Annotated in this window: 18 protein-coding genes; 9 read left to right on the plus strand and 9 right to left on the minus strand. The window is 66.5% G+C overall.

Translation table 11 applies throughout. The annotated features are described in order from the left end of the window. Positions 1 to 5: 5 nt before the first annotated feature. Positions 6 to 1,415 (minus strand): coniferyl aldehyde dehydrogenase, encoded by a 1,410-nt coding sequence (locus tag KF907_RS03920; RefSeq protein WP_291218398.1) that lies wholly within the window; start codon positions 1,413 to 1,415, stop codon positions 6 to 8. Between the two features lie 247 nt (positions 1,416 to 1,662). Here KF907_RS03920 and KF907_RS03925 point away from each other — a divergent pair, with 247 nt between their 5' ends. Further along, complete coding sequence (locus tag KF907_RS03925; RefSeq protein ID WP_291218399.1) at positions 1,663 to 2,202, plus strand: gamma carbonic anhydrase family protein; 540 nt, start codon at positions 1,663 to 1,665, stop codon at positions 2,200 to 2,202. 261 nt (positions 2,203 to 2,463) lie between these two features. Here KF907_RS03925 and aroE read toward each other — a convergent pair whose 3' ends face one another. Further along, entirely contained in the window at positions 2,464 to 3,312 is an 849-nt protein-coding gene (gene aroE, locus KF907_RS03930) for a shikimate dehydrogenase (protein WP_291218402.1), read from the minus strand. 43 nt (positions 3,313 to 3,355) lie between these two features. Then, positions 3,356 to 4,351, minus strand: coding sequence for a porphobilinogen synthase (hemB, locus tag KF907_RS03935; RefSeq protein WP_291218404.1), 996 nt, complete (start codon positions 4,349 to 4,351; stop codon positions 3,356 to 3,358). 125 nt (positions 4,352 to 4,476) lie between these two features. Between hemB and KF907_RS03940 the strand changes: the two genes are divergently transcribed. Continuing rightward, entirely contained in the window at positions 4,477 to 5,196 is a 720-nt protein-coding gene (locus KF907_RS03940; protein WP_291218405.1) for a CBM20 domain-containing protein, read from the plus strand. A 218-nt stretch (positions 5,197 to 5,414) separates the two neighbouring features. After that, the gene (gene ybaL, locus KF907_RS03945) at positions 5,415 to 7,181 is read left to right on the plus strand and encodes a YbaL family putative K(+) efflux transporter (protein WP_291218406.1); all 1,767 of its coding nucleotides are present in this window, start codon (positions 5,415 to 5,417) and stop codon (positions 7,179 to 7,181) included. Positions 7,182 to 7,245: 64 nt separating this feature from the next. Here the strand turns inward: ybaL and KF907_RS03950 are convergent, their stop codons facing one another. After that, complete coding sequence (locus KF907_RS03950; RefSeq protein ID WP_291218407.1) at positions 7,246 to 7,776, minus strand: cytochrome b; 531 nt, start codon at positions 7,774 to 7,776, stop codon at positions 7,246 to 7,248. A 144-nt stretch (positions 7,777 to 7,920) separates the two neighbouring features. Here KF907_RS03950 and xth point away from each other — a divergent pair, with 144 nt between their 5' ends. Together xth and KF907_RS03960 are read left to right on the plus strand one after the other, a co-directional pair. Next, the gene (gene xth / locus KF907_RS03955) at positions 7,921 to 8,694 is read left to right on the plus strand and encodes an exodeoxyribonuclease III (protein WP_291218408.1); all 774 of its coding nucleotides are present in this window, start codon (positions 7,921 to 7,923) and stop codon (positions 8,692 to 8,694) included. Continuing rightward, positions 8,684 to 9,343, plus strand: coding sequence for a YecA/YgfB family protein (locus tag KF907_RS03960; protein ID WP_291218412.1), 660 nt, complete (start codon positions 8,684 to 8,686; stop codon positions 9,341 to 9,343). The genes xth and KF907_RS03960 overlap by 11 nt, the downstream gene beginning before the upstream one ends. 107 nt (positions 9,344 to 9,450) lie before the next feature. Here the strand turns inward: KF907_RS03960 and KF907_RS03965 are convergent, their stop codons facing one another. The 3 genes from KF907_RS03965 to aceB form a co-directional block, all read right to left on the minus strand. After that, complete coding sequence (locus KF907_RS03965) at positions 9,451 to 10,485, minus strand: GGDEF domain-containing protein (RefSeq protein WP_291218413.1); 1,035 nt, start codon at positions 10,483 to 10,485, stop codon at positions 9,451 to 9,453. Between the two features lie 237 nt (positions 10,486 to 10,722). After that, positions 10,723 to 12,012, minus strand: coding sequence for an isocitrate lyase (gene aceA, locus KF907_RS03970; protein ID WP_472843853.1), 1,290 nt, complete (start codon positions 12,010 to 12,012; stop codon positions 10,723 to 10,725). A 49-nt stretch (positions 12,013 to 12,061) separates the two neighbouring features. Beyond that, positions 12,062 to 13,666, minus strand: a complete 1,605-nt coding sequence (gene aceB / locus KF907_RS03975; protein WP_291218415.1) for a malate synthase A — start codon at positions 13,664 to 13,666, stop codon at positions 12,062 to 12,064. A gap of 116 nt (positions 13,667 to 13,782) precedes the next feature. On the opposite strand from aceB, the gene KF907_RS03980 reads away from it, so the two are divergent. After that, entirely contained in the window at positions 13,783 to 14,793 is a 1,011-nt protein-coding gene (locus KF907_RS03980; RefSeq protein ID WP_291218419.1) for a LysR family transcriptional regulator, read from the plus strand. 59 nt (positions 14,794 to 14,852) lie between these two features. Further along, the gene (locus KF907_RS03985) at positions 14,853 to 15,923 is read left to right on the plus strand and encodes a TIGR03032 family protein (RefSeq protein WP_291218421.1); all 1,071 of its coding nucleotides are present in this window, start codon (positions 14,853 to 14,855) and stop codon (positions 15,921 to 15,923) included. 145 nt (positions 15,924 to 16,068) lie between these two features. Here the strand turns inward: KF907_RS03985 and KF907_RS03990 are convergent, their stop codons facing one another. Further along, on the minus strand, positions 16,069 to 16,662 hold the full coding sequence (locus tag KF907_RS03990) for a DUF4126 domain-containing protein (protein WP_291218424.1): 594 nt from the start codon (positions 16,660 to 16,662) through the stop codon (positions 16,069 to 16,071). Positions 16,663 to 16,840: 178 nt separating this feature from the next. Between KF907_RS03990 and KF907_RS03995 the strand changes: the two genes are divergently transcribed. Next, positions 16,841 to 17,116 carry a hypothetical protein gene (locus KF907_RS03995; RefSeq protein ID WP_291218425.1) on the plus strand — a complete coding sequence of 92 codons (276 nt, stop codon included), beginning with the start codon at positions 16,841 to 16,843 and terminating at the stop codon, positions 17,114 to 17,116. Positions 17,117 to 17,190: 74 nt separating this feature from the next. Beyond that, the gene (locus KF907_RS04000) at positions 17,191 to 17,445 is read left to right on the plus strand and encodes a GlsB/YeaQ/YmgE family stress response membrane protein (RefSeq protein WP_291218426.1); all 255 of its coding nucleotides are present in this window, start codon (positions 17,191 to 17,193) and stop codon (positions 17,443 to 17,445) included. 218 nt (positions 17,446 to 17,663) lie between these two features. Here the strand turns inward: KF907_RS04000 and KF907_RS04005 are convergent, their stop codons facing one another. Next, positions 17,664 to 19,325, minus strand: coding sequence for an MFS transporter (locus KF907_RS04005; RefSeq protein ID WP_291218427.1), 1,662 nt, complete (start codon positions 19,323 to 19,325; stop codon positions 17,664 to 17,666). Positions 19,326 to 19,330: the final 5 nt, after the last annotated feature.

The raw sequence follows: 19,330 nt of genomic DNA on the forward strand, positions 1-19,330 counted from the left end.
CGGTCTCAGCGAGTGAGGAACTTCGTTACGAAATCCGCCAGCTTGCGGTATGGCGGACGCAACAGACCCATCGACGACCAGCGCGCCTGATAGAGCACCGGCATCTGCTTGGAAAAGGCGAGAAAACCGGCGTGGCCGTGGTAGTGACCCATGCCGGACGGGCCGATGCCGCCGAACGGCAATTCGCTCTGGGCGAAATGCAGCACGGTGTCGTTGACGGTGACGCCGCCGGCGATGGTCGCCGCGAGCACGCGGCGCGTACGCGAACGGTCGTGGTCGAAGTGGTAGAGCGCGAGTGGTCGCGGGCGCGCATTGACGAAGGCAACCGCATCATCGATCGAGGCACAACCGAGCACCGGCAACACGGGTCCGAAGATCTCCTCCTGCATCACGCGCAGCGATGCGGGCGGATCGACGATCACGGTCGGCGCGAACACGCGCTTGCCCGCATTGTGCGCGTCGGCGCCGGGCAGGGTGACGACCTCGCAACCGGCCGCACGCGCCTCCTCGACCAAAGCAGTCAGGCGCGCGTAGTGGGTGTCGCTGACGATGCTGGAGTAATCCGGCGACTCGCGCAGCGCCGGATAGTGGCGTTCGACGCAGGCGCGCAGATTGGCGACGAATGCGGCCTGCGAGCCCTGCGGCACGAACACGTAATCCGGCGCGATGCAGGTTTGCCCGGCATTGAGGAACTTGCCGGCGGCGATGCGCTCGGCGGCCGTATCCAGTGGATAGTCGGGCGCGACGATCGCCGGCGACTTGCCGCCGAGTTCGAGCGTGACCGGCACGAGGTTGCGCGCCGCCGCTGCCATGACCTTGCGCCCGACCTCGGTCGAGCCGGTGAAGAACAGGTGGTCGAACGGCAGCGCGGCGAAGCGCGCGGCGACCTCGGCATCGCCGGTGACCGTGGCAACGCGCTCTTCGGCAAACACCTCGGCGAGCAGTTCGCGCAACAGCTCGGAGGTGCGCGGGGTGTGCTCGGACGGCTTGAGCATGACGTGGTTGCCGGCGGCCAGCGCGGCGGCCAGCGGCGCCAGCGCCAGGTTCACCGGGTAGTTCCACGGCGCGATGATGCCGACCACGCCAAGCGGCTTGATCTGCACCTCGGTGCGCGCCGGCAGGAACATCCAGTCGGCCAGGCGTCGGCGCGGTCGCATCCAGCGACACAGGTGGCGGCGCAGGTGGTCGATCTCACGCAACACGGTCATGCCGTCGGTAAGCCGGCTCTCGTGCACGGAGCGGCGCCCGAAGTCCTCGCCCATGGCGGCGACGAAATCCGGCAGACGACGCGCGAATGCCTCGCGCAGGCGGCCGAGATCGCGCAGGCGCTGCGCCGCATCCGGCTGCTTGGCCGCCCAGGCCGTGCGCTGGCGCGCGAGCAGGGCTTCGAGGTCGCTGGTGTTGGGCTGATCCATGACGGCATCTTAGGCAAGACGCGCGCAAAGGTCATTCGGCGTGCGCACGGCCGCGCTGGCGATGGCAGATCCGCACAGCCTGCCAACCCGGGGGTATCCCTTGGGATGGTCTGATCAATCCCGCAACGGCGCTGGCCGACCCGACGCGCCGCCCGGCGCACCCGTGCGCTGCGACCCTTGCAGATGCAGTGACGCCATTGCAGCATCCCCGGCGTGCGCCGTACACCCCGATAGCACAGGTCACGCCATGAACATCCGCCCGTACAAGGGCATCGTCCCCAGCTTGGGCCTCAACACCTATGTCGACCCGGCCGCCGTCGTCATCGGCGACGTCGACATCGGCGACGACGCATCACTGTGGCCATGCGCTGTCGCGCGCGGCGATGTCCACCGAATTCGTATCGGTGCGCGCACCAACGTGCAGGATGGCGCCGTGCTGCACGTGACCCATGACGGGCCGTACACGCAAGGCGGCTTTCCGCTGCTCATCGGCGCCGACGTGACCATCGGCCATGGTGCCATCCTGCATGCCTGCACCGTGCAGGACGCGGTGCTGATAGGCATGCACGCCACCGTGCTCGATGGCGCCCTGGTGAAGAGGCACGCCATGATCGGTGCCGGCGCGCTCGTCGCGCCGGGCAAGGTCGTCGGCGAGGGCGAACTGTGGCTCGGCAACCCGGCACGCTGCATGCGGCGCCTGAGCGACGACGAGATCGAGCGCCTGTACTACTCGGCACGACACTACGTGAAGCTCAAGGACGAGTATCTCGTCGGCACCGCCGGTTGAATCGCGCCATGTCGTGCAGCCGTGACGATATTGAGCGGCCATTGGCCGATAGACGATCAGGAGTTGATCAAAGCATCAAGCATCGACAAATCCGGGCTTGACGGAGCAGTCAATACACGAATTGTCAGGCGCCAATGCCAGGCATGCTCTGATCAATCCCGTAATGGCGTCACCGTCCTGGGCGGGATTGCTCGGAGCACGCTCAAGGCTTCGCCTTGGCGGGAACGGCTTCCACAGTGATGGGGTTTGGTGCGGGGACTTTCAGTCCTCGGCATCACCGGGAACGTAGGCGCGCAGTTCCGCGTAGACCGGCTCGGTATCCGGGCGCTGACCATGCCACAGGACGAACGATTCGGCGGCTTGCTCGACGAGCATGCCGAGGCCGTCGAGGGCCTGTTCCGCACCGGCGCTGCGCGCCCAGGCGAGGAAGCCGATTGCGGCCTTGCCATAGGAAAGGTCGTAACAAAGCGTGCGCGGCGCGACCAGCGAACGTGGCAGGTCCAGGTCATGCCCGTCATGGCCGGCCGAGGTCGCATTGACCACCAGATCGTAGGCACCCCACTGGCCGAGGTCATCCCAGTAGCGCGTATGCACGCGCCCTGGCGCGCCGATCACGTCGGCCAATACGTCGGCGCGCTCAGGGGTGCGATTGGCGATGGTCAGTTCGGCGATGCCGGCATCGAACAGGGCGAACGCAGCCGCACGCGCGGCACCGCCGGCGCCGAGCAGCAGGGTACGACGCTCGCGCAGATCGAGATGGTGGCGCTCGGTTATGTCGCGCACGAGGCCGGTGCCATCGGTGCTGTCGCCGTACCAGCCGGCGCCTTCACGCAGCAGGGTGTTGACGCTGTCGGCACGACGCGCGCGATCGCTGAGGCGAAGGCACAGCCGCGCGGCGATGGCCTTGAGCGGCAGGGTGATGTTGGCACCGCGACCGCCGGCATCGGCGAAGCGTGCAAGTTCGGCGACGAAGCTGTCCGCCGAGGCTTCGATCGCGCGGTATTCCATGGCGATGCCGAGCTGGCGTGCGAACGCGGTGTGGATGCGTGGCGACAGCGAATGCGCAATCGGCTGGCCGAACACGGCGTACTGCTGGGTCGGTGCGGTCATCGACATCCTCCCTCGATGGTGAAGTGTGCCAACGCAATGCGCGTCAACGTGTCTCCCGCAGCCAGCGTGCTGCGTCGAGTGCATGGTACGTCAGGATCGCATCGGCGCCGGCCCGCTTGATCGAGGTCAGCGCTTCGAGCACGACGGCACGTTCATCGAGCCAGCCGTTCTGTGCCGCGGCCTTGAGCATCGCGTATTCGCCGCTGACCTGGTAGACGAAGGTCGGTGCGCCGAAGCGTTGCTTCACGCGGTGCACGACATCGAGGTAGGGCAGTCCCGGCTTGACCATGACGACATCGGCGCCCTCGGCGAGGTCGAGTTCGACTTCGCGCAAGGCCTCGTCGCTGTTGGCGATATCCATCTGGTAGGTGTGCTTGCCGCCCTTGCCGAGGTTGCCGGCCGAACCGACCGCGTCGCGGAACGGGCCGTAGAACGACGAGGCATATTTCGCCGAATAGGCAAGGATGCGCGTGTGCACGTGGCCGGCGGCTTCGAGCGCGGCACGGATGGCGCCGATGCGCCCGTCCATCATGTCGGAAGGCGCGACGAAGTCAAAGCCGGCGTCGGCCTGGGCCAAGGCCATCTTCACCAGGGCGTCCACGGTGGCGTCGTTGACGACGTAGCCGGATGCGTCGATGAGCCCGTCCTGGCCATGGGTGGTGTACGGGTCGAGGGCGACGTCACCGATCAGACCGAGGCCCGGATGGCGCGCCTTGAGCGCGCGCGCGGCACGCTGGAACAACCCATCGGGATTCCATGCCTCGCGTGCGTCGTCGGTCTTGACCTCGGGTCCGGGTGCCGGGAACAGCGCGAGCGCGGGGATGCCAAGCTCGACGCAGGCATCGGCGAGGCCGAGCAGGCGGTCGATCGAGAGGCGCTCGATGCCCGGCATCGAGGCGACCGGTTCGCTGCGGCCTTCACCATTGACGACGAAGGCAACCATGATGAGATCGTCGACGCTGAGCACGGTTTCGCGCACGAGTGCGCGCGAAAAGGCATCACGGCGCAGGCGGCGCAGGCGGGTGTGCGGGTAGGCCATCGCGGGGGTCCGACGGAAAAAATGGCATTGTAATGACGCCGGCGCGGCTGCGGCGTGCTTCGCGACGGGATGCCACACGCACCGCGGCGCTATAGTCGGCGTTCCTTTCGCATCCGGTCCTGCCCATGAACCGCCTCGCCCCGCTAGCCCTCGCCCTGCCCTTGCTTGCCGCCTGTTCGCCCTCGTCGACGCCGCCGCCGCAGGCCGCCGAGGCGGCCAAGCCGAGCGGACCGTCGGCAGCGCAGTCGTTCGCGCTGTACCAGCAGATGGTCGAGGCCGGCAATGCCGAACTGGCCGTGCCGCTCGGCGACGAGATCCTGGCGAAGTTCCCGGACAGCGCCGAAGCCGCGACCGTGCGCGAATCGATCGAGGCGCTGCGCGAGAAGGCGCGCACCGAAACCGAAACGCGGCGCCTGTCGCGGCTATGGGCTTACCAGGTCGCGCCGATGGGCGGCGGCCGGCAGAGCACGGCCTCGATCAACGCGCGCGATGCCGAAGCAGCCGGCAAGGAGCGTGTGCGCCTGGTCCTGCGCCGGCATACCGAGTGGGGCGAAAGCGTGTTCCTCTACGGCAACGAGCCGGGCTTCGGCTGCGCCAAGCCGTGCCGCATCACCATGCAGTTCGATGACCAGCCGAAGAAGACCCTCGCCGGCAGCATCCCGCCGACCGGCGAACCGGCGATCTTCATCGAAGACGACAAGCCCTTCGTTGCGGCAATGCAGAAGGCGAAGAAGGTCGCGATCGACGTGCGTGAGAAGGGCGGGGCCGCGCGTACCCTGGTGTTCGAGGTCGGCGGCTTCGACGCGACGAAGTTCGAGCCGATGCCGAAGAGCGCGAAACAGTAGGGCCAGGTACGGCCATCGCCTCGCGCCAATCGCCCATCGCCACGGATGCCTTGGTTGCGCAGGTGCGGCCGGCATCGCCAACGCATGGCTTCGGTGGAGTGCACCGGGGCCTGCGTTGATGTGGCCACCAGCGAGAAAACCCGCGACGCCGGTACGGTCCTGCCGTTATAGTCACCCATCCCCGCGCACCGCGCGCCCGATGCCGAGGATGCCCCCGCATGCCGCACCACACGCCCCTCATCGCCATGCTCGTCGGCGGCATCGTGCTCGCCTTCGTGTTCGGCATGATCGCGCAGCGGTTGCGGCTGTCTCCTCTGCTCGGCTACCTCGTCGCCGGAATCGTCGTCGGCCCGTTCACGCCGGGCTTCGTCGCCGACATGAGCCTCGCCCACGAACTGTCCGAGATCGGCGTGATCCTGCTGATGTTCGGCGTCGGCCTGCATTTCTCACTGGGCGACCTGCTCTCGGTGCGCACGATCGCCATTCCCGGCGCACTCGCGCAGATCGCCATCGCCACCGGCCTTGGCATGCTGCTGGCCTGGGGCCTGGGCTGGACCTGGGGCGCCGGCCTCGTGTTCGGCATCTGCCTTTCGGTCGCCAGCACGGTCGTGCTGTTGCGTGCCCTCGAGGAACGCCGCCTGCTTGAAACGAACCGCGGCCGCATCGCCATCGGCTGGCTGATCGTCGAGGATCTGGTCACCGTACTCGTGCTGGTCATGCTGCCGGCCGTGGCCGGCCTGCTCGGCGGCAAGGTCGAAGAAGGTGCTTCGACTGACACGATCGACATCCTCAAGGCGCTGGTCTGGACGATCGGCAAGGTGACCGTGTTCATCGTGCTGATGTTCGCGGTCGGCCGGCGCGTCATCCCGTGGCTGCTCGAGCGCACCGCCACGACCGGCTCGCGCGAACTGTTCACGCTGGCGGTGCTGGCGATTTCGCTCGGTGTCGCCTACATGTCGGCGGCGCTGTTCGACGTTTCGTTCGCGCTCGGCGCCTTCCTTGCTGGCGTCGTCCTCAACGAATCGAAACTGAGCCACGAGGCAGCCAACGATTCGCTGCCGATGCGTGATGCCTTTGCCGTGCTGTTCTTCGTCTCGGTCGGCATGTTGTTCGACCCCAGGATCATCCTCGAGCAACCTCTGGCGATCCTCGCCACATTCCTTATCATCACGGTCGGCAAATCACTCGGCGCGCTGTTCATCGTGCGCGCGTTCGGCCATCCGATCCAGACCAGCCTGACCATCGCCACCGCACTTGCGCAGATCGGCGAGTTCTCCTTCATCCTCGCCGCGCTTGGCGTCAGCCTCGGCCTGCTCAGCGAGGAAGGTCGCAACCTGATCCTTGCCAGCGCCCTGCTCTCGATCATCGTCAACCCGATGTTGTTCGTCGCCCTCGACCGCTGGTTCGCGCGACGCGAGGCCGTACAGGACGCCGCCGCGAAGGAAGGTGTGTCGATGCCACCCGACGAAGACGATTTCCTGCCCGACCGCGCACTGATCCCGGCGGCTGGCCACATCGTGCTGATCGGCTTCGGCCGCGTCGGTTCGCGCGTCGGCCGCTCGCTGTACGAAAAGAAGCTGCCACTGGTGCTGATCGAGTCCGACCGCGACGATTGCATCGAGGCGCGCAAGCTCGGTATCCCGTGCATCCTCGGCAACGCGGTCAGCCCGGGCGTGCTCGCCGACGCCCACCTGTCCACCGCCAGTGCCTTGCTCGTGGCCATCCCGCAAACCCTCGAGGCCGGCCCGATCATCAAGCAGGCGCGCGAGGTCAACCCCGGCATTGCCATCCTTGCCCGCGCCCATTCCGACGAGGAAGTGGCCTACCTGCTCAAGGCCGGCGCCGATGCGACGATCATGGGCGAGAGCGAGATCGCGCGCAGCATGTGCGATTCGGTCGAGGCGCTGGTCCGCCTGGTGCCGAAACTCGAGGAAGCGCAGCGCCGCGGCGACGTGCCGCCGGCGGAGCCGGTGCCGGCCGTGTAGTCGTGACTCGTGATTCGGGCAGGGCGTCGCTCTTGCCTTCGCTTTCGCCAATCACGGTCCCGCTTCAAATCATCCGCCGCAGCGTATCGTCGCGGCGGCCGAAGTGGTGGTACAGCGCGGCCAGCACGTGCAGACCGACCACGAGGTAGAAACCGTTGGCGACGAGCTTGTGGATGTCCTCGAGCTGGTCCGCGAGTGCCTTGTCGGTTGCGAGCAGGGCCGGCAACGCGATCGACGTGAAAGGCACGAGGATCGGCTTGCCATCGGTCCACGCGGTGGCAATGCCGAGCAAAGGCTGGACGACCAGCATCGCGTACAGCAGCACATGCGCGGCCTTGGCGGGCACGGCCTGCCAGCGCGGCAATGGCGGCGAGACCGGCGGCGCCGGTTTGCGTATGGCCAGCAGCAGGCGCGGCAGCATCAGGGCGAGGATGGCGATGCCGACCCAGAAGTGCCCCTGCACCATCGCCGCGCGAGGCGCCGTGCCGCGCTCGAACACGACGCGGAACTCGATCAGCAGATAGGCCGCGACCATCAGCAAGACGATGCTCCAGTGCAGCCAGCGACGGGACAACGCGTACTTCAAGGCGGCCATGATCAGTGCTCCCGGGACGACGACCCTGTTCGCGACCGACACTGGCGCAGACGCATCACCGCGGTCAAGCCGCCGCGCCGCCGGGTTTCATCCGTCCGCTCGGCGGACCGGTAAGATCGACACACCGTCGCGGACCAGACGCCCATGAAAATCGCCAGCTGGAACGTCAATTCGCTCAACGTGCGTCTGGCGCATGTCGAGCGCTGGTGCGGCCTGGCGCAGCCGGATGTGCTGGCCTTGCAGGAAACCAAGCTCGAGGACGCGAAGTTTCCGCGTGCCGCGATCGAGGCGCTCGGTTACACGGTGCGCTTTTCCGGACAGAAGACCTACAACGGCGTCGCCCTGCTCGCGCGCGCGCCGATCGAGGATGTCGTGACCGACATTCCCGGCCTCGACGATCCGCAGCGGCGCGTGCTCGTGGCCAGCGTCGGCGGCCTGCGGGTGGCCAACCTCTACGTGGTCAACGGCCAAGCCGTCGGCAGCGAAAAGTACGCCTACAAGCTCGACTGGCTGGACAAGGTCACGCGCTTTCTCGAAGGCGAACTGCGCAACGATCCGCGTCTGGTCGTGATGGGTGATTTCAACATCGCTCCGGACGATCGTGACGTGCACGATCCGGTCGCCTGGCATGAGCAGATCCTGTGTTCGACGCCCGAGCGCGAGGCGCTGCGCCGACTGCTCGATCTCGGCCTGATCGACAGTTTCCGGCTGTTCGAGGCCGATGGCGGGCACTATTCGTGGTGGGATTACCGCCAGGCCGCGTTCCGGCGCAATCTCGGCTTGCGCATCGACCTCGTGTTGGCCAGCGAAACCTTGAAGCCGCGCGCGCGCGCCGCCACCATCGACCGCTCACCGCGGGAATGGGATCGTCCGTCCGACCATGCGCCCGTGCTGCTGGAGCTTGCCGATGACTTCTGAATCCTGGCCCGCCTCGCTCGCCGACAGCGAGCTCGAGGAACTCGACGAGTTCCTGCGCGCGCACGCCGAGGAGGACACCTTGCTGCTCGACGGTGTGCACGGCCTGCTCACTTCGCTGGCGATCGGCCCGCAGCCGCCCAAACCCGACGAGTGGCTGGCCGAGGTGCTGCACGAACCCTTCGCCGATGCCGAGGAGGGCGAGCGCGTGCTGACCCTGCTCGCCCGCCTCAACGATTCGGTGCTGCTCGAGATCGAGACCGGCGCCTACGAACCGATCCTCGGCGAGATCGACACCGACGACGGTGACACCGCCTTCACCTCACGTGGCTGGTGCGAGGGCTTCAGCCGTGGCATCGACCTGCGCGCGTCGGTCTGGGAAGCCCGTCTCGGCCAGGATTCCGACCTCATGCAGCATCTCGGCCCGATCATCGCCCTGTCGATCGAGGACGAGGTGTTCGAAAGCGATGCCGACTTCGCGCCGCTGACCGACGAGGAATACGACGAATGCATCGCCCGCATTCCCGAATCGGTCGAGGCCGTGGCCAGCTACTGGCGCGAGCATCCGGTGACCCACGAGGAGAATGCCCGCTTGCACGGCACCGAGCCGCGCACACCGCCGCGGCGGCGTGCGGGGCGCTGGGTGCACTAGCGGTTTTGCCTTTCGGGGCTGACGCCGCCTCCATGCAATCAGCCTCTTGTGCGAGCGGCTGCAGCAGTGAAAGGGTTGGATCAGGCCCTGCCCGGATTCGGCGCGGATCAAACTGCCGGCGTGCGGAAGCCGTTGCCGCCCTGACCCTTGATCTCGTAGAGCATGAGGTCGGCTTCGCTGTACCAGACCGCCCAGTCGTTGGCCTCGGTGCACAGGCTGGCGCCGATGCTGACGCTGACGTCGACGCCGTTCACCGCGGCAGGGAAACGCAATGAACGCACCGAGCTCACGATCTGGCTGGCACGCGCAGCCAGTTCCTCGACACCGGTGACCTGTACGAGCAAGGCGAACTCGTCGCCGCCCAGGCGGCACGGCAGGTCGCAGGGCGCTGCCACATTGAGCACTTCCTCGGCGATCGCGCGCAGCACGAGGTCGCCGACGAGGTGGCCACAACGGTCGTTGATCTGCTTGAAGCGATCGATATCGATCAGCATGAGGCCGAGCACGGTGCCGGGCAGGCGCGTGCGCTCGAGCTGATCGAGATAGGTGTAGAGGCCGCGACGGTTGCACAGGCTGGTCAACTCGTCCGTCTGCACCAGACGCTGCGCCGTGTTGAGCTGGGTCTGGGTCTGGCGCAGCGAATCGAGGGTGACCATGAGGTCCTCGTTGCGCCGCTTGAGACTGGCGATGAGCTGCTGTTCGCTGGCGACGAGATAGGCGAACGAGCGGCGCATGAACTGCGCGAGCAGGTGTGGTTCGGTGTCGAGCAGCACGTCGAAGGCCTGCTGCTCGATGACGTGCATGACGGTCGGCGCAGTCGCCACCGCATTGGCGACACGCGTGTGGTTGCCAATGAACAGCGTGAGCTCGCCGAAGAACTCGCGCGGACCGATCAGCTTGTCAGGCATGCTGCTGCCGAACTCGAGTCGAACCTGGCCGGATTCGACGATGAACATGCTGCGACCGAGCTCGCCGAGACGGAAGATGACCTCGCCATCGCGTACCTCGCGCCGGTCGCTGGCAGCGGCGAACAGGTTGAACTCGCGCTCGGACAACTCTCGCAGCAGCAGCGGTGACCGCTGCCTGTTGGCTCCGAACCTTTCGAGCGGCGTGACGCTTATTGCCGAAGGGCTGCTTGGCATCCTCGTTCCCCCGCACCGTCCCATGCGCCGCGAGATGGTAACCGATTGCTGCATTTCGCCAAGCAGGTCTTGGCCGGACTGCGCCGAAGGCCGTTGCGCGCCGCAACACCCCAACCCCGCGGTGCCGTGGATAGCGCGCGGATGGAACACGTTCCGGCCGCGCTGCCGGAACGCGGGGCCCGAGGCCTCTTCGGCTCCTCCAACCCCACGTTCCGATACCGACGCCGAATGCGACCCTCAGGCCGCGCTCTTGTGCTCGCCGTGGAACTGCGCTTCCTCGGTCGAACCCTTGAGCGCGGTGGTCGACGACTGGCCCTGCTGGATGGCCTGGGTGACCTGATCGAAGTAGCCGGTGCCGACTTCACGCTGGTGCTTGACCGCGGTGAAGCCGCGCTCGGCGGCGGCAAACTCGGCCTCCTGCAGTTCAACGAAGGCGCTCATCTGGTTGCGCGCATAGCCATATGCCAGGTTGAACATCGAGTAGTTGAGCGCGTGGAAACCGGCCAGGGTGATGAACTGGAACTTGTAGCCATAGCTCGCGATTTCCTTCTGGAACTTCGCGATGGTGGCGTCGTCGAGGTTCTTCTTCCAGTTGAACGACGGCGAGCAGTTGTAGGCAAGCAGCTTGCCCGGGTACTTGGCATGGATCGCCTCGGCGAACCGGCGCGCGAACTCGAGATCCGGCTTGCCGGTCTCGCACCAGACGAGGTCTGCGTACGGCGCGTAGGCGAGGCCGCGACTGATCGACTGGTCAAGTCCGTTGCGGGTCTTGAAGAAGCCTTCGACGGTGCGCTCGCCGGTGCAGAACGGCCGGTCGTTCGGATCGATGTCGCTGGTCAGCAGATCCGCGGCCTCGGCGTCGGTGCGCGCGACGATGATCGTCGGCACGCCCATGACGTCGGCGGCGAGGCGCGCGGCGTTGAGTTTTTCGATCGCTTCGCGGGTGGGCACCAGTACCTTGCCGCCCATGTGGCCGCACTTCTTGACCGAGGCGAGCTGATCCTCGAAGTGCACGCCGGCGGCACCGGCCTCGATCATCGCCTTCATCAGTTCGAAGGCATTGAGCACGCCGCCAAAGCCGGCCTCGGCGTCAGCCACGATGGGCTGCAGGAAGTCGATCGAGTCGTCGCCTTCGGCGTGGTGCAGCTGGTCGGCACGCAGCAGCGCGTTGTTGATGCGCCGGACCACGGCCGGCACGGAATCGGCCGGATACAGCGACTGGTCCGGATACATCTGACCGGCGAGGTTGGCATCGGCGGCTACCTGCCAGCCCGACAGGTAGATCGCCTTGAGGCCGGCCTTGACCTGCTGCATGGCCTGATTGCCGGTCAGCGCTCCGAGCGCATTGACGAACGGCTCCTTGTGCAGCGACGACCACAGCTTCTCGGCACCGAGCCGCGCGATCGAATGCTCGACATGTATGGTGCCGCGCAGGCGCACCACGTCCTCGACCGAGTAGTTGCGCGTGATGCCTGCCCAGCGCGGGTTGTTGGTCCAATCGAGTTTCAGTTGATCTGCGCTCGGCATCGGGTTCTTGCTCATGGCGGTGTCCTCGGGTGGATCGGGGTCGGGGTGGTCAGGCCAGGCGCGCGTACGCTGGCAAGGTCAGGAACTCGGCCAGTTCGGCCGCATGGGTCAGTTCGCCCAGCATGGCGACCGCTTCGGCGATGCGTTGTTGGCCCGGCAGACCGCTGGCCGGCAGGCGTGCGATGCAGCCGTCGAGCACGGCGTCGAACAAGGCGAAATCGATCGGCGTGCCGTCGTCGAGGGCGAGGCCTTCGTGATGCAGCCACTGCCAGAGCTGGGCGCGCGAGATCTCCGCGGTCGCCGCATCCTCCATAAGGTGATGGATCGGCACACAGCCGAGGCCGTCGAGCCAGGCAGCGAGGTAACGCACGCAAACGTCGACATTGTTGATGAAGCCGGCACGGGTGATCGTGCCGGCCGGCACGGCGAGCAGGTCCTCGCGACCCACTTCGACATCGTCGCGCCGGTTGTCGAGCTGGTTCGGTGCCGGCATGACCGCATCGAATTCGGCGAGTGCGACCGCGATCAGGCCCGGGTGCGCGACCCAGGTGCCGTCATGACCGGCGCGCGCCTCGCGCTGCTTGTCGGCGCGCACCCGCGCGAGTGCCGCCTCGTTCGCCTGCACATCGCCACTGATCGGGATCTGCGCAGCCATGCCGCCCATGGCGAATGCGCCGCGGCGATGGCAGGTCTTGATCAGCAGTTCGCTGTAGGCCTTGAGGAAGGGCACGGTCATGCCGACCTGGGCGCGTTCGGGCAGCACGTGCTCGCGATGCGCACGCAGGGTCTTGATGCAGGAAAAGATGTAGTCCCAACGCCCGCAGTTGAGACCGACGATGCGGTCCTTGAGCGCGTACAGGATCTCATCCATCTCGAATGCGGCCGGCAGGGTTTCGATCAGTACGGTGACCTTGATCGTGCCGGCAGGCAGGCCGAGCGTGACTTCGGCATGCGCGAGCACCTCGTCCCACAACGCGGCTTCGGCATGGCTTTGCAGCTTCGGCAGGTAGAGGAACGGCCCACGCGCGCGCGCGTGCAGGGCCTTGGCGTTGTGGAAGGCAAACAGGCCGAAATCGAACAGCGCACCTGCGACTTCGGTGCCGTCGACGCGGACATGTTTCTCGGGCAGGTGCCAGCCGCGCGGACGCACGATCAGGACGGCAGGGTCGGGTTTGAGTGCGTAGTGCCGCCCTTCCGGCGTGGTGTACTCGATGCTGCCGGAAACGGCGTCGATCAGGTTGTTCTGGCCGTCGACGAGGTTGCCCCAGGTCGGCGAGGTCGAGTCTTCGAAGTCGGCCATGAACACCTTGGCGCCCGAATTCAGCGCGTTGATGATCATCTTGCGGTCGACCGGGCCGGTGATTTCGACGCGGCGGTCGAGCAACACCTCAGGAATCGGTGCGACGCGCCAGTCACCGGCACGGATCGCCGCGGTTTCGGCGAGAAAGTCAGGCCGTTCGCCGGCGTCGAAGCGCGCCTGGCGGATGACGCGGGCAGCCAGCAGTTCGCGACGGCGTGCATCGAAGCGGCGGTGCAGGTCGGCGACGAAGGCCAAGGCGGCCGGCGTCAGCACGCGCTCGTCAGCGGCGGCGCCAAGCACGAGGCCGGCGGGCAGGGGAGGGGTCGGGACAGCGCGTTCGATGGCGGCAGACATGCGGCGATCCTCGGTGGAGGCCTTGCAGGCTACGCCCGGGACTTTTCATTTGACAATGTGAATGTTTCAATGCAACACATTGACACTGTCAAATATTGTTCAAGTCGCTGACTTTCATGGCAAAAACCGAGCAAAAACCGGCTTCGCGGGCGCGCGCAAAGGCCCTCTCCGGCACCGCCACACCGCGCTACTACTACAAGGGCAACCGGCTCAAGCAACTGCGCGCGTTCTGCTACACGGTCAAGTTCGGCACGCTGTCACGCGCGGCCGAGGCGCTGTTCCTGTCGCAGCCCTCGGTCAGCCTGCAGTTGGGCGCGCTCGAACAGGAACTCGGCGCGCCGCTGCTGGAACGCCGGCGACGACGGGTGACCCCGACCGCGCAGGGCCAGGTGCTGTACGACCTCGCGCGCCCGCTCATCGAGGGCTTCGAGGGCATCGACGAAGCCTTCCGCGCGCGAACCGACCGGCTCGGCCCACCCGGCCTCGACATCGCCTGCGGCAACGCCACCATCCAGTACCTGCTGCCCGACATGGTCGCGGCCTTCCGCGCGCGCCACCCGGAGATCCATCTCAACCTGGCCAACGTCACCGGCACAGACGGGCTCGCCTTGCTGCGCTCGGACGAGGTCGACTTCGCCGTCGGTTCGATGCTCGATGTGCCGAACGATCTTTCCTACGAGCCGCTCTACCACTTCGACCCCTTGCTGATCACACCACCCGAGCATCCGTTGATGCAGAAGTCCGTGATCACGCTGGAGGATCTTTCGCCGTACGGCCTGATCCTGCCGCCGAAGCGCCTGACCACCTACCGCCTCGTCGATCTGGTTTTCCAGAAGCGCAACGTGCCCTACCACGTCGCCATCGAGGTTGGCGGCTGGGAGGTCATCAAGCAGTACGTGGCGATGGGCCTGGGCATCTCGATCGTCACCGGCATCTGCATCGGCGAAGCCGACCGTGCGCGCCTCGGCGTGCGCAACCTGCGCCAGTACTTTCCCCAGCGCAGCTATGGCGTGGTGCTGCGCAAGGGCAAATACCTGAGCGCCGAGGCGCGCGCCTTCATCGACCTGATCCGCCCGGGCCTGTTCACGCGCCGCGACTGGTTCGACCCAGGACACTCGGAACGCTGACGTTCCGGCGCGCGTTGCGCCGCGCTATCTTGACCGACCCCGACGAGGTGGCAATATCCATGCACGACGGTCCGCACGCCGCGCAACCGCTGGCCAGCGCGCACACGGCGAACTTTCCGGGCCTGCTGCGCTCACTGCGCGCAAGCCTGCTGGTGAGCACCTATCAAGCCGGCAAGCTGGTGGTGCTGCGTGCCGATGGCGAACGCATCAACACGCATTTCCGCACCTTCAACCGGCCGATGGGACTGGCCGCCGATCGCGAACGCCTCGCCGTCGGCGCCTTCGCCGAGATCGCTGAACTGCGCAACATGCCGGCGACCGCACCGCGCCTCGCCGATCCGCCGCGCCACGATGCCGTCTTCCTCGCACGGCGAACGCACATCACCGGTGCGATCGACGTGCACGAGATGGCCTTCGCCGCCGACGGCACGCTGTGGTTCGTCAACACGCTGTTCTCGTGCCTGTGCACGCTCGACGAACGCTCCAGCTTCGTGCCGCGCTGGAGACCGCCGTGGGTCGGCCACTACGCGCCGGAGGACCGCTGCCATCTCAACGGCCTCGGCCTGCGCGATGGTGAGCCGCGCTATGTCAGCGCGCTCGGCGCCACCGACACGCCACAGGGATGGCGTGCGAACAAGCGCGATGGCGGCGTGCTTGCCGACCTCGCCGATGGCCGCATCATCGCCGAAGGCCTGTCGATGCCGCATTCACCACGTTGGCACGATGGCCGGCTGTGGCTGCTCGAATCGGGCCGCGGCGCACTTGTCGAAATCGATCCTCTCAGTGGGGCGAAGCGCGATGTCGCTCGAGTGCCGGGTTTCGCACGCGGCATCGACTTCATCGGTCGCTTCGCCTTCATCGGCCTGTCGCAATTGCGTGAGAGCAATGCCTTCACCGACATCCCGATCACCGATGACAACAGCGAACGCCTGTCCGGCGTGTGGGTCGTCGACATCGAGCAGGGCACCACGGTCGCCCTGCTCAAGTTCACCGGCGGCGTACAGGAGATCTTTGCGGTGCAGGTTCTCGCCGGCCTGGTCTTCCCGGAGATCATCCTGGAAGGGGACCTGCTGGCGACTTCGTACGCGCTGCCCGATGCGGCGCTGCGCGAGGTGCGGTTTTCGGCGTGAAGCCGGGAATGGGGAATGGGACAAGCGTCGCGCTGACCTCCATGCACATACACCCGTCGCAGGAGCGCACCCTGTGCGCGATCGTCGCAACGTCGCCGAAACGCGATCGCGCACAGGGTGCGCTCCGTGGTCTACCGGGGTGGGGTCAGGCCCGCGCCGCACCACGCAGGCGACGGAAGATGCGGCCGAACAGACGGAACAGTTTCGGCAGCAGCCAGGCGACGAGGGCAAGGAACAGTACGAGCAGGACGAGGAACACCCAGGGATGGGCGATGGCGAGCCAGAGGCCGACGAGCAACATGCCGTCTTCGCTGAGGCTGGCCGTCCAGTTCGACAGGGGCTCCGGCGAACCGTTGATGAGCGCGCGGCCGCCGCTCTTGAACAGATGCGTGCCACTGCTGATGAAGCCGCCGACGAGGGCGGCGGCGAACTGCATGGCCGGGGTGTCCTCGCCGAACGCCCCCCAGGCAAGCAGGGCGCCGGCCGGGATGCGGATGAAGGTGTTGAGGCCGTCCCATACCGAGTCGAAGGCCGGGATCTTGTCGGCAAGAAACTCGCCGACCAGCATCACACCTGCGGCGATCAGCACCCAGGAATGTTCGACCACGGCGAGCGAGCCCGGCAGCTCGATCCACTCGAGACGGCCGAGCAGTCCGACAAGAAAGACCGCGGCGTAAAGCCGGAAGCCGCTGGCCCAGGCCAGGCCGGCGGCGAGGGCCCATTGCGAGACGATGTCCATGCGCACAGTCTGCGGTTTCGTTGCAGCGGCGTCGATCCCCGGGTGTCGCGGGGAACCGTAGCAACGCGACATTCCTTCCGACCGGCGGTCGTGCGCAACAACGAGGGACTCTGGTAGTTTGGCGTGGTGCGGCGACCCGGGCGGGCGCCGTCGTCACTGCTACGGGGATGCCGTGCCAATGACCCGCTGGATCATGATTGCGCTGTTCATTGTCGGCGTGGTGATCACCTTCACCACGCGCAGCCCAGGCCTGCTCGGCATTGGCCTGCTGATTTCCCTGGTCGGCGCATTCGGCACCGTGTTCGCGATCGCCTCGGACCGCATTTCGGCGCGCGCGCGGCCGGAAGCGACCATGCTCCAGCCGGATGTCATCGCGGCCATGCGCGAGCACGCCAAAGCACGCGCCACGCCCCCCTCCCAGCCGCCGCCGTCCGACCCCGAGCAGCCAAACTGATCCGTGTCGCGCGGCCATGCCGCGCCGGGCACAATCCATGCGTCGCGTGCGGCGACGTGATCCTGGAACTCGCGATGAGCCTTGAATCCCTGGTTGTCTTGCTGGTCGTCGGCGGTATCGCTGGCTGGCTGGCCGGCCTGATCATGCGCGGCTTCGGCTGCGGCGTGATCGGCAACATCGTGGTCGGCATCGTCGGCGCCTTCCTCGCCGGTTGGCTGTTGCCGACGATCGGCGTCAGCATCGGCTCCGGTATCGCCGGCTCGATCGTCCGCGCACTGATCGGCGCGATCATCCTGCTGGCCATCATCGGCGCAATCAAACGGGCATGAACCGGTGCGCCTGTCCCTGATCGCACAATCGAGGCAACCAGGGAGCGGCCAGGCGCAAATCGCCAAACGCACCCAGGAAACCTTTCCGCGCCGTGCTTCGGTCATCAAGCACGGCCTGGTTGGGTGAATGGACCGCGTGGACACGCAAAAAAAGGGCCGGACGAAGATCGTCCGGCCCTTCGTGCCACGCCGCCGGGGAGGAGCGGCGCGTGGCTACGTCACTTGGAAATGTCGACGTCCTTGGTTTCCTTGAGGAAGAGCGTGCCGATCACGAAGGTCATCAGGGCAACGACGATCGGATACCACAGACCGGTGTAGATGTTGCCGGTCAGCAGCACGAGGGCGAAGGCCGTGGTCGGCAGGAAGCCGCCGAACCAGCCGTTGCCGATGTGGTACGGCAGTGACATCGAGGTGTAACGGATGCGCGTCGGGAACAGTTCGACGAGCCAGGCCGCGATCGGTCCATACACCATCGTCACATAGAGGACGAGGATGACCAGCAACAGCAGGATCATCGGCTTGTTCATCTGCGATGTGTCGGCCTTGGCCGGATACCCGGCCGCGTCGATCGCCGCGGTCACGTCGGCGGCGAGCTTGGCCGAGGCGGCCTTGGCCTCGTCGGCACTCATGCCGGCGACGGCGACGCTCTGGATGACGGTCGAGCCGATGCGCACACTGGCCAGCGTTCCTGCCGGCGCCGCCTCGTTCGTGTAGGTCACGCTGCGTGCATTGAGCAGGTTCTTCACGATGTCGCAGGAATTGGTGAACTTGACGTGGCCCTTGAGCTCACCGGGCACGAACTGGAACGAGCAGTCTTTCGGATCGGCGACGACGACGGCCGGCGAGTTCTGCGCCGCCGCTTCGAGCGCCGGGTTGGCGTAGTGGGTGAGCGCCTTGAAGATCGGGAAATAGGTCACCGCGGCGAGCAGGCACCCGGCCATGATGATCGGCTTGCGGCCGATCTTGTCCGACAACCAGCCAAACAGGATGAAGCCTCCGGTGGCAATCGCCAGGGCCGCGGCGATGTACAGGTTCGCCGTCACTGCATCGACCTTGAGCGTCTGGGTGAGGAAGAACAGCGCGTAGAACTGGCCGGCGTACCAGACGACGGCCTGGCCGGCGGTGGCACCGAGCAGGGCGAGCAGGACGATCTTGCCGTTCGACCAGTTGCCGAAACTTTCGGTCAGCGGCGCCTTCGAGTGCTTGCCTTCAGCCTTCATCTGCTGGAACAGCGGCGACTCGTTGAGCTTCATGCGGATCCACACCGAGACCAACAGGAGCAGGAACGAGATCAGGAACGGAACGCGCCAGCCCCAGGCCTTGAAGTCGTCTTCGCCAAGCCACGTGCGCACGCCGAGAATGACCAGCAGCGAGAGGAACAGGCCAACCGTCGCCGTGGTCTGGATGAAACTCGTGTAGAGACCGCGCTTGCCTTGCGGCGCGTGCTCGGCGACGTAGGTTGCGGCACCACCGTATTCACCACCGAGAGCGAGGCCTTGCAGGCATCGCAACAGGACGAGCAGGATGGGTGCGGCGATACCAATGCTTGCGTAGGTGGGCAGCACGCCGACCAGGAAGGTCGAGATGCCCATGATGACGATGGTGACGAGGAAGGTGTACTTGCGACCGATCATGTCGCCGAGGCGGCCGAACACGATCGCGCCGAACGGTCGCACGGCAAATCCCGCAGCGAAGGTCAACAGCGCCATGACGAACGCGCTACCCGACGGCAACGAGGAGAAGAAGTGCGTCGCGATGATCGCGGCGAGCGAGCCGTACAGGTAGAAGTCATACCACTCGAACACGGTGCCAAGGCTCGAAGCGAGGATGACCCGCCGATGGCCCTTGGTCAGCGAAGGATTTGCGCTTGCGGTTGCCATGCTGG

Origin of the sequence: Dokdonella sp., assembly GCF_019634775.1 — a bacterium.
Lineage (GTDB): Bacteria > Pseudomonadota > Gammaproteobacteria > Xanthomonadales > Rhodanobacteraceae > Dokdonella.

What these genes read in the sequence shown, in the direction of transcription:
- KF907_RS04005 (WP_291218427.1), bottom strand. Translation starts at nt 19,325, where the DNA reads ATGGCAACCGCAAGCGCAAATCCTTCGCTGACCAAGGGCCATCGGCGG.
- KF907_RS03985 (WP_291218421.1), top strand. Translation starts at nt 14,853, where the DNA reads ATGCACGACGGTCCGCACGCCGCGCAACCGCTGGCCAGCGCGCACACG.
- KF907_RS04000 (WP_291218426.1), top strand. Translation starts at nt 17,191, where the DNA reads ATGAGCCTTGAATCCCTGGTTGTCTTGCTGGTCGTCGGCGGTATCGCT.
- KF907_RS03965 (WP_291218413.1), bottom strand. Translation starts at nt 10,485, where the DNA reads ATGCCAAGCAGCCCTTCGGCAATAAGCGTCACGCCGCTCGAAAGGTTC.
- KF907_RS03950 (WP_291218407.1), bottom strand. Translation starts at nt 7,776, where the DNA reads ATGGCCGCCTTGAAGTACGCGTTGTCCCGTCGCTGGCTGCACTGGAGC.
- ybaL (WP_291218406.1), top strand. Translation starts at nt 5,415, where the DNA reads ATGCCGCACCACACGCCCCTCATCGCCATGCTCGTCGGCGGCATCGTG.
- aceB (WP_291218415.1), bottom strand. Translation starts at nt 13,666, where the DNA reads ATGTCTGCCGCCATCGAACGCGCTGTCCCGACCCCTCCCCTGCCCGCC.
- hemB (WP_291218404.1), bottom strand. Translation starts at nt 4,351, where the DNA reads ATGGCCTACCCGCACACCCGCCTGCGCCGCCTGCGCCGTGATGCCTTT.
- KF907_RS03995 (WP_291218425.1), top strand. Translation starts at nt 16,841, where the DNA reads ATGACCCGCTGGATCATGATTGCGCTGTTCATTGTCGGCGTGGTGATC.
- KF907_RS03990 (WP_291218424.1), bottom strand. Translation starts at nt 16,662, where the DNA reads ATGGACATCGTCTCGCAATGGGCCCTCGCCGCCGGCCTGGCCTGGGCC.
- xth (WP_291218408.1), top strand. Translation starts at nt 7,921, where the DNA reads ATGAAAATCGCCAGCTGGAACGTCAATTCGCTCAACGTGCGTCTGGCG.
- KF907_RS03960 (WP_291218412.1), top strand. Translation starts at nt 8,684, where the DNA reads ATGACTTCTGAATCCTGGCCCGCCTCGCTCGCCGACAGCGAGCTCGAG.
- aroE (WP_291218402.1), bottom strand. Translation starts at nt 3,312, where the DNA reads ATGACCGCACCGACCCAGCAGTACGCCGTGTTCGGCCAGCCGATTGCG.
- KF907_RS03940 (WP_291218405.1), top strand. Translation starts at nt 4,477, where the DNA reads ATGAACCGCCTCGCCCCGCTAGCCCTCGCCCTGCCCTTGCTTGCCGCC.
- aceA (WP_472843853.1), bottom strand. Translation starts at nt 12,012, where the DNA reads ATGCCGAGCGCAGATCAACTGAAACTCGATTGGACCAACAACCCGCGC.
- KF907_RS03925 (WP_291218399.1), top strand. Translation starts at nt 1,663, where the DNA reads ATGAACATCCGCCCGTACAAGGGCATCGTCCCCAGCTTGGGCCTCAAC.
- KF907_RS03920 (WP_291218398.1), bottom strand. Translation starts at nt 1,415, where the DNA reads ATGGATCAGCCCAACACCAGCGACCTCGAAGCCCTGCTCGCGCGCCAG.
- KF907_RS03980 (WP_291218419.1), top strand. Translation starts at nt 13,783, where the DNA reads ATGGCAAAAACCGAGCAAAAACCGGCTTCGCGGGCGCGCGCAAAGGCC.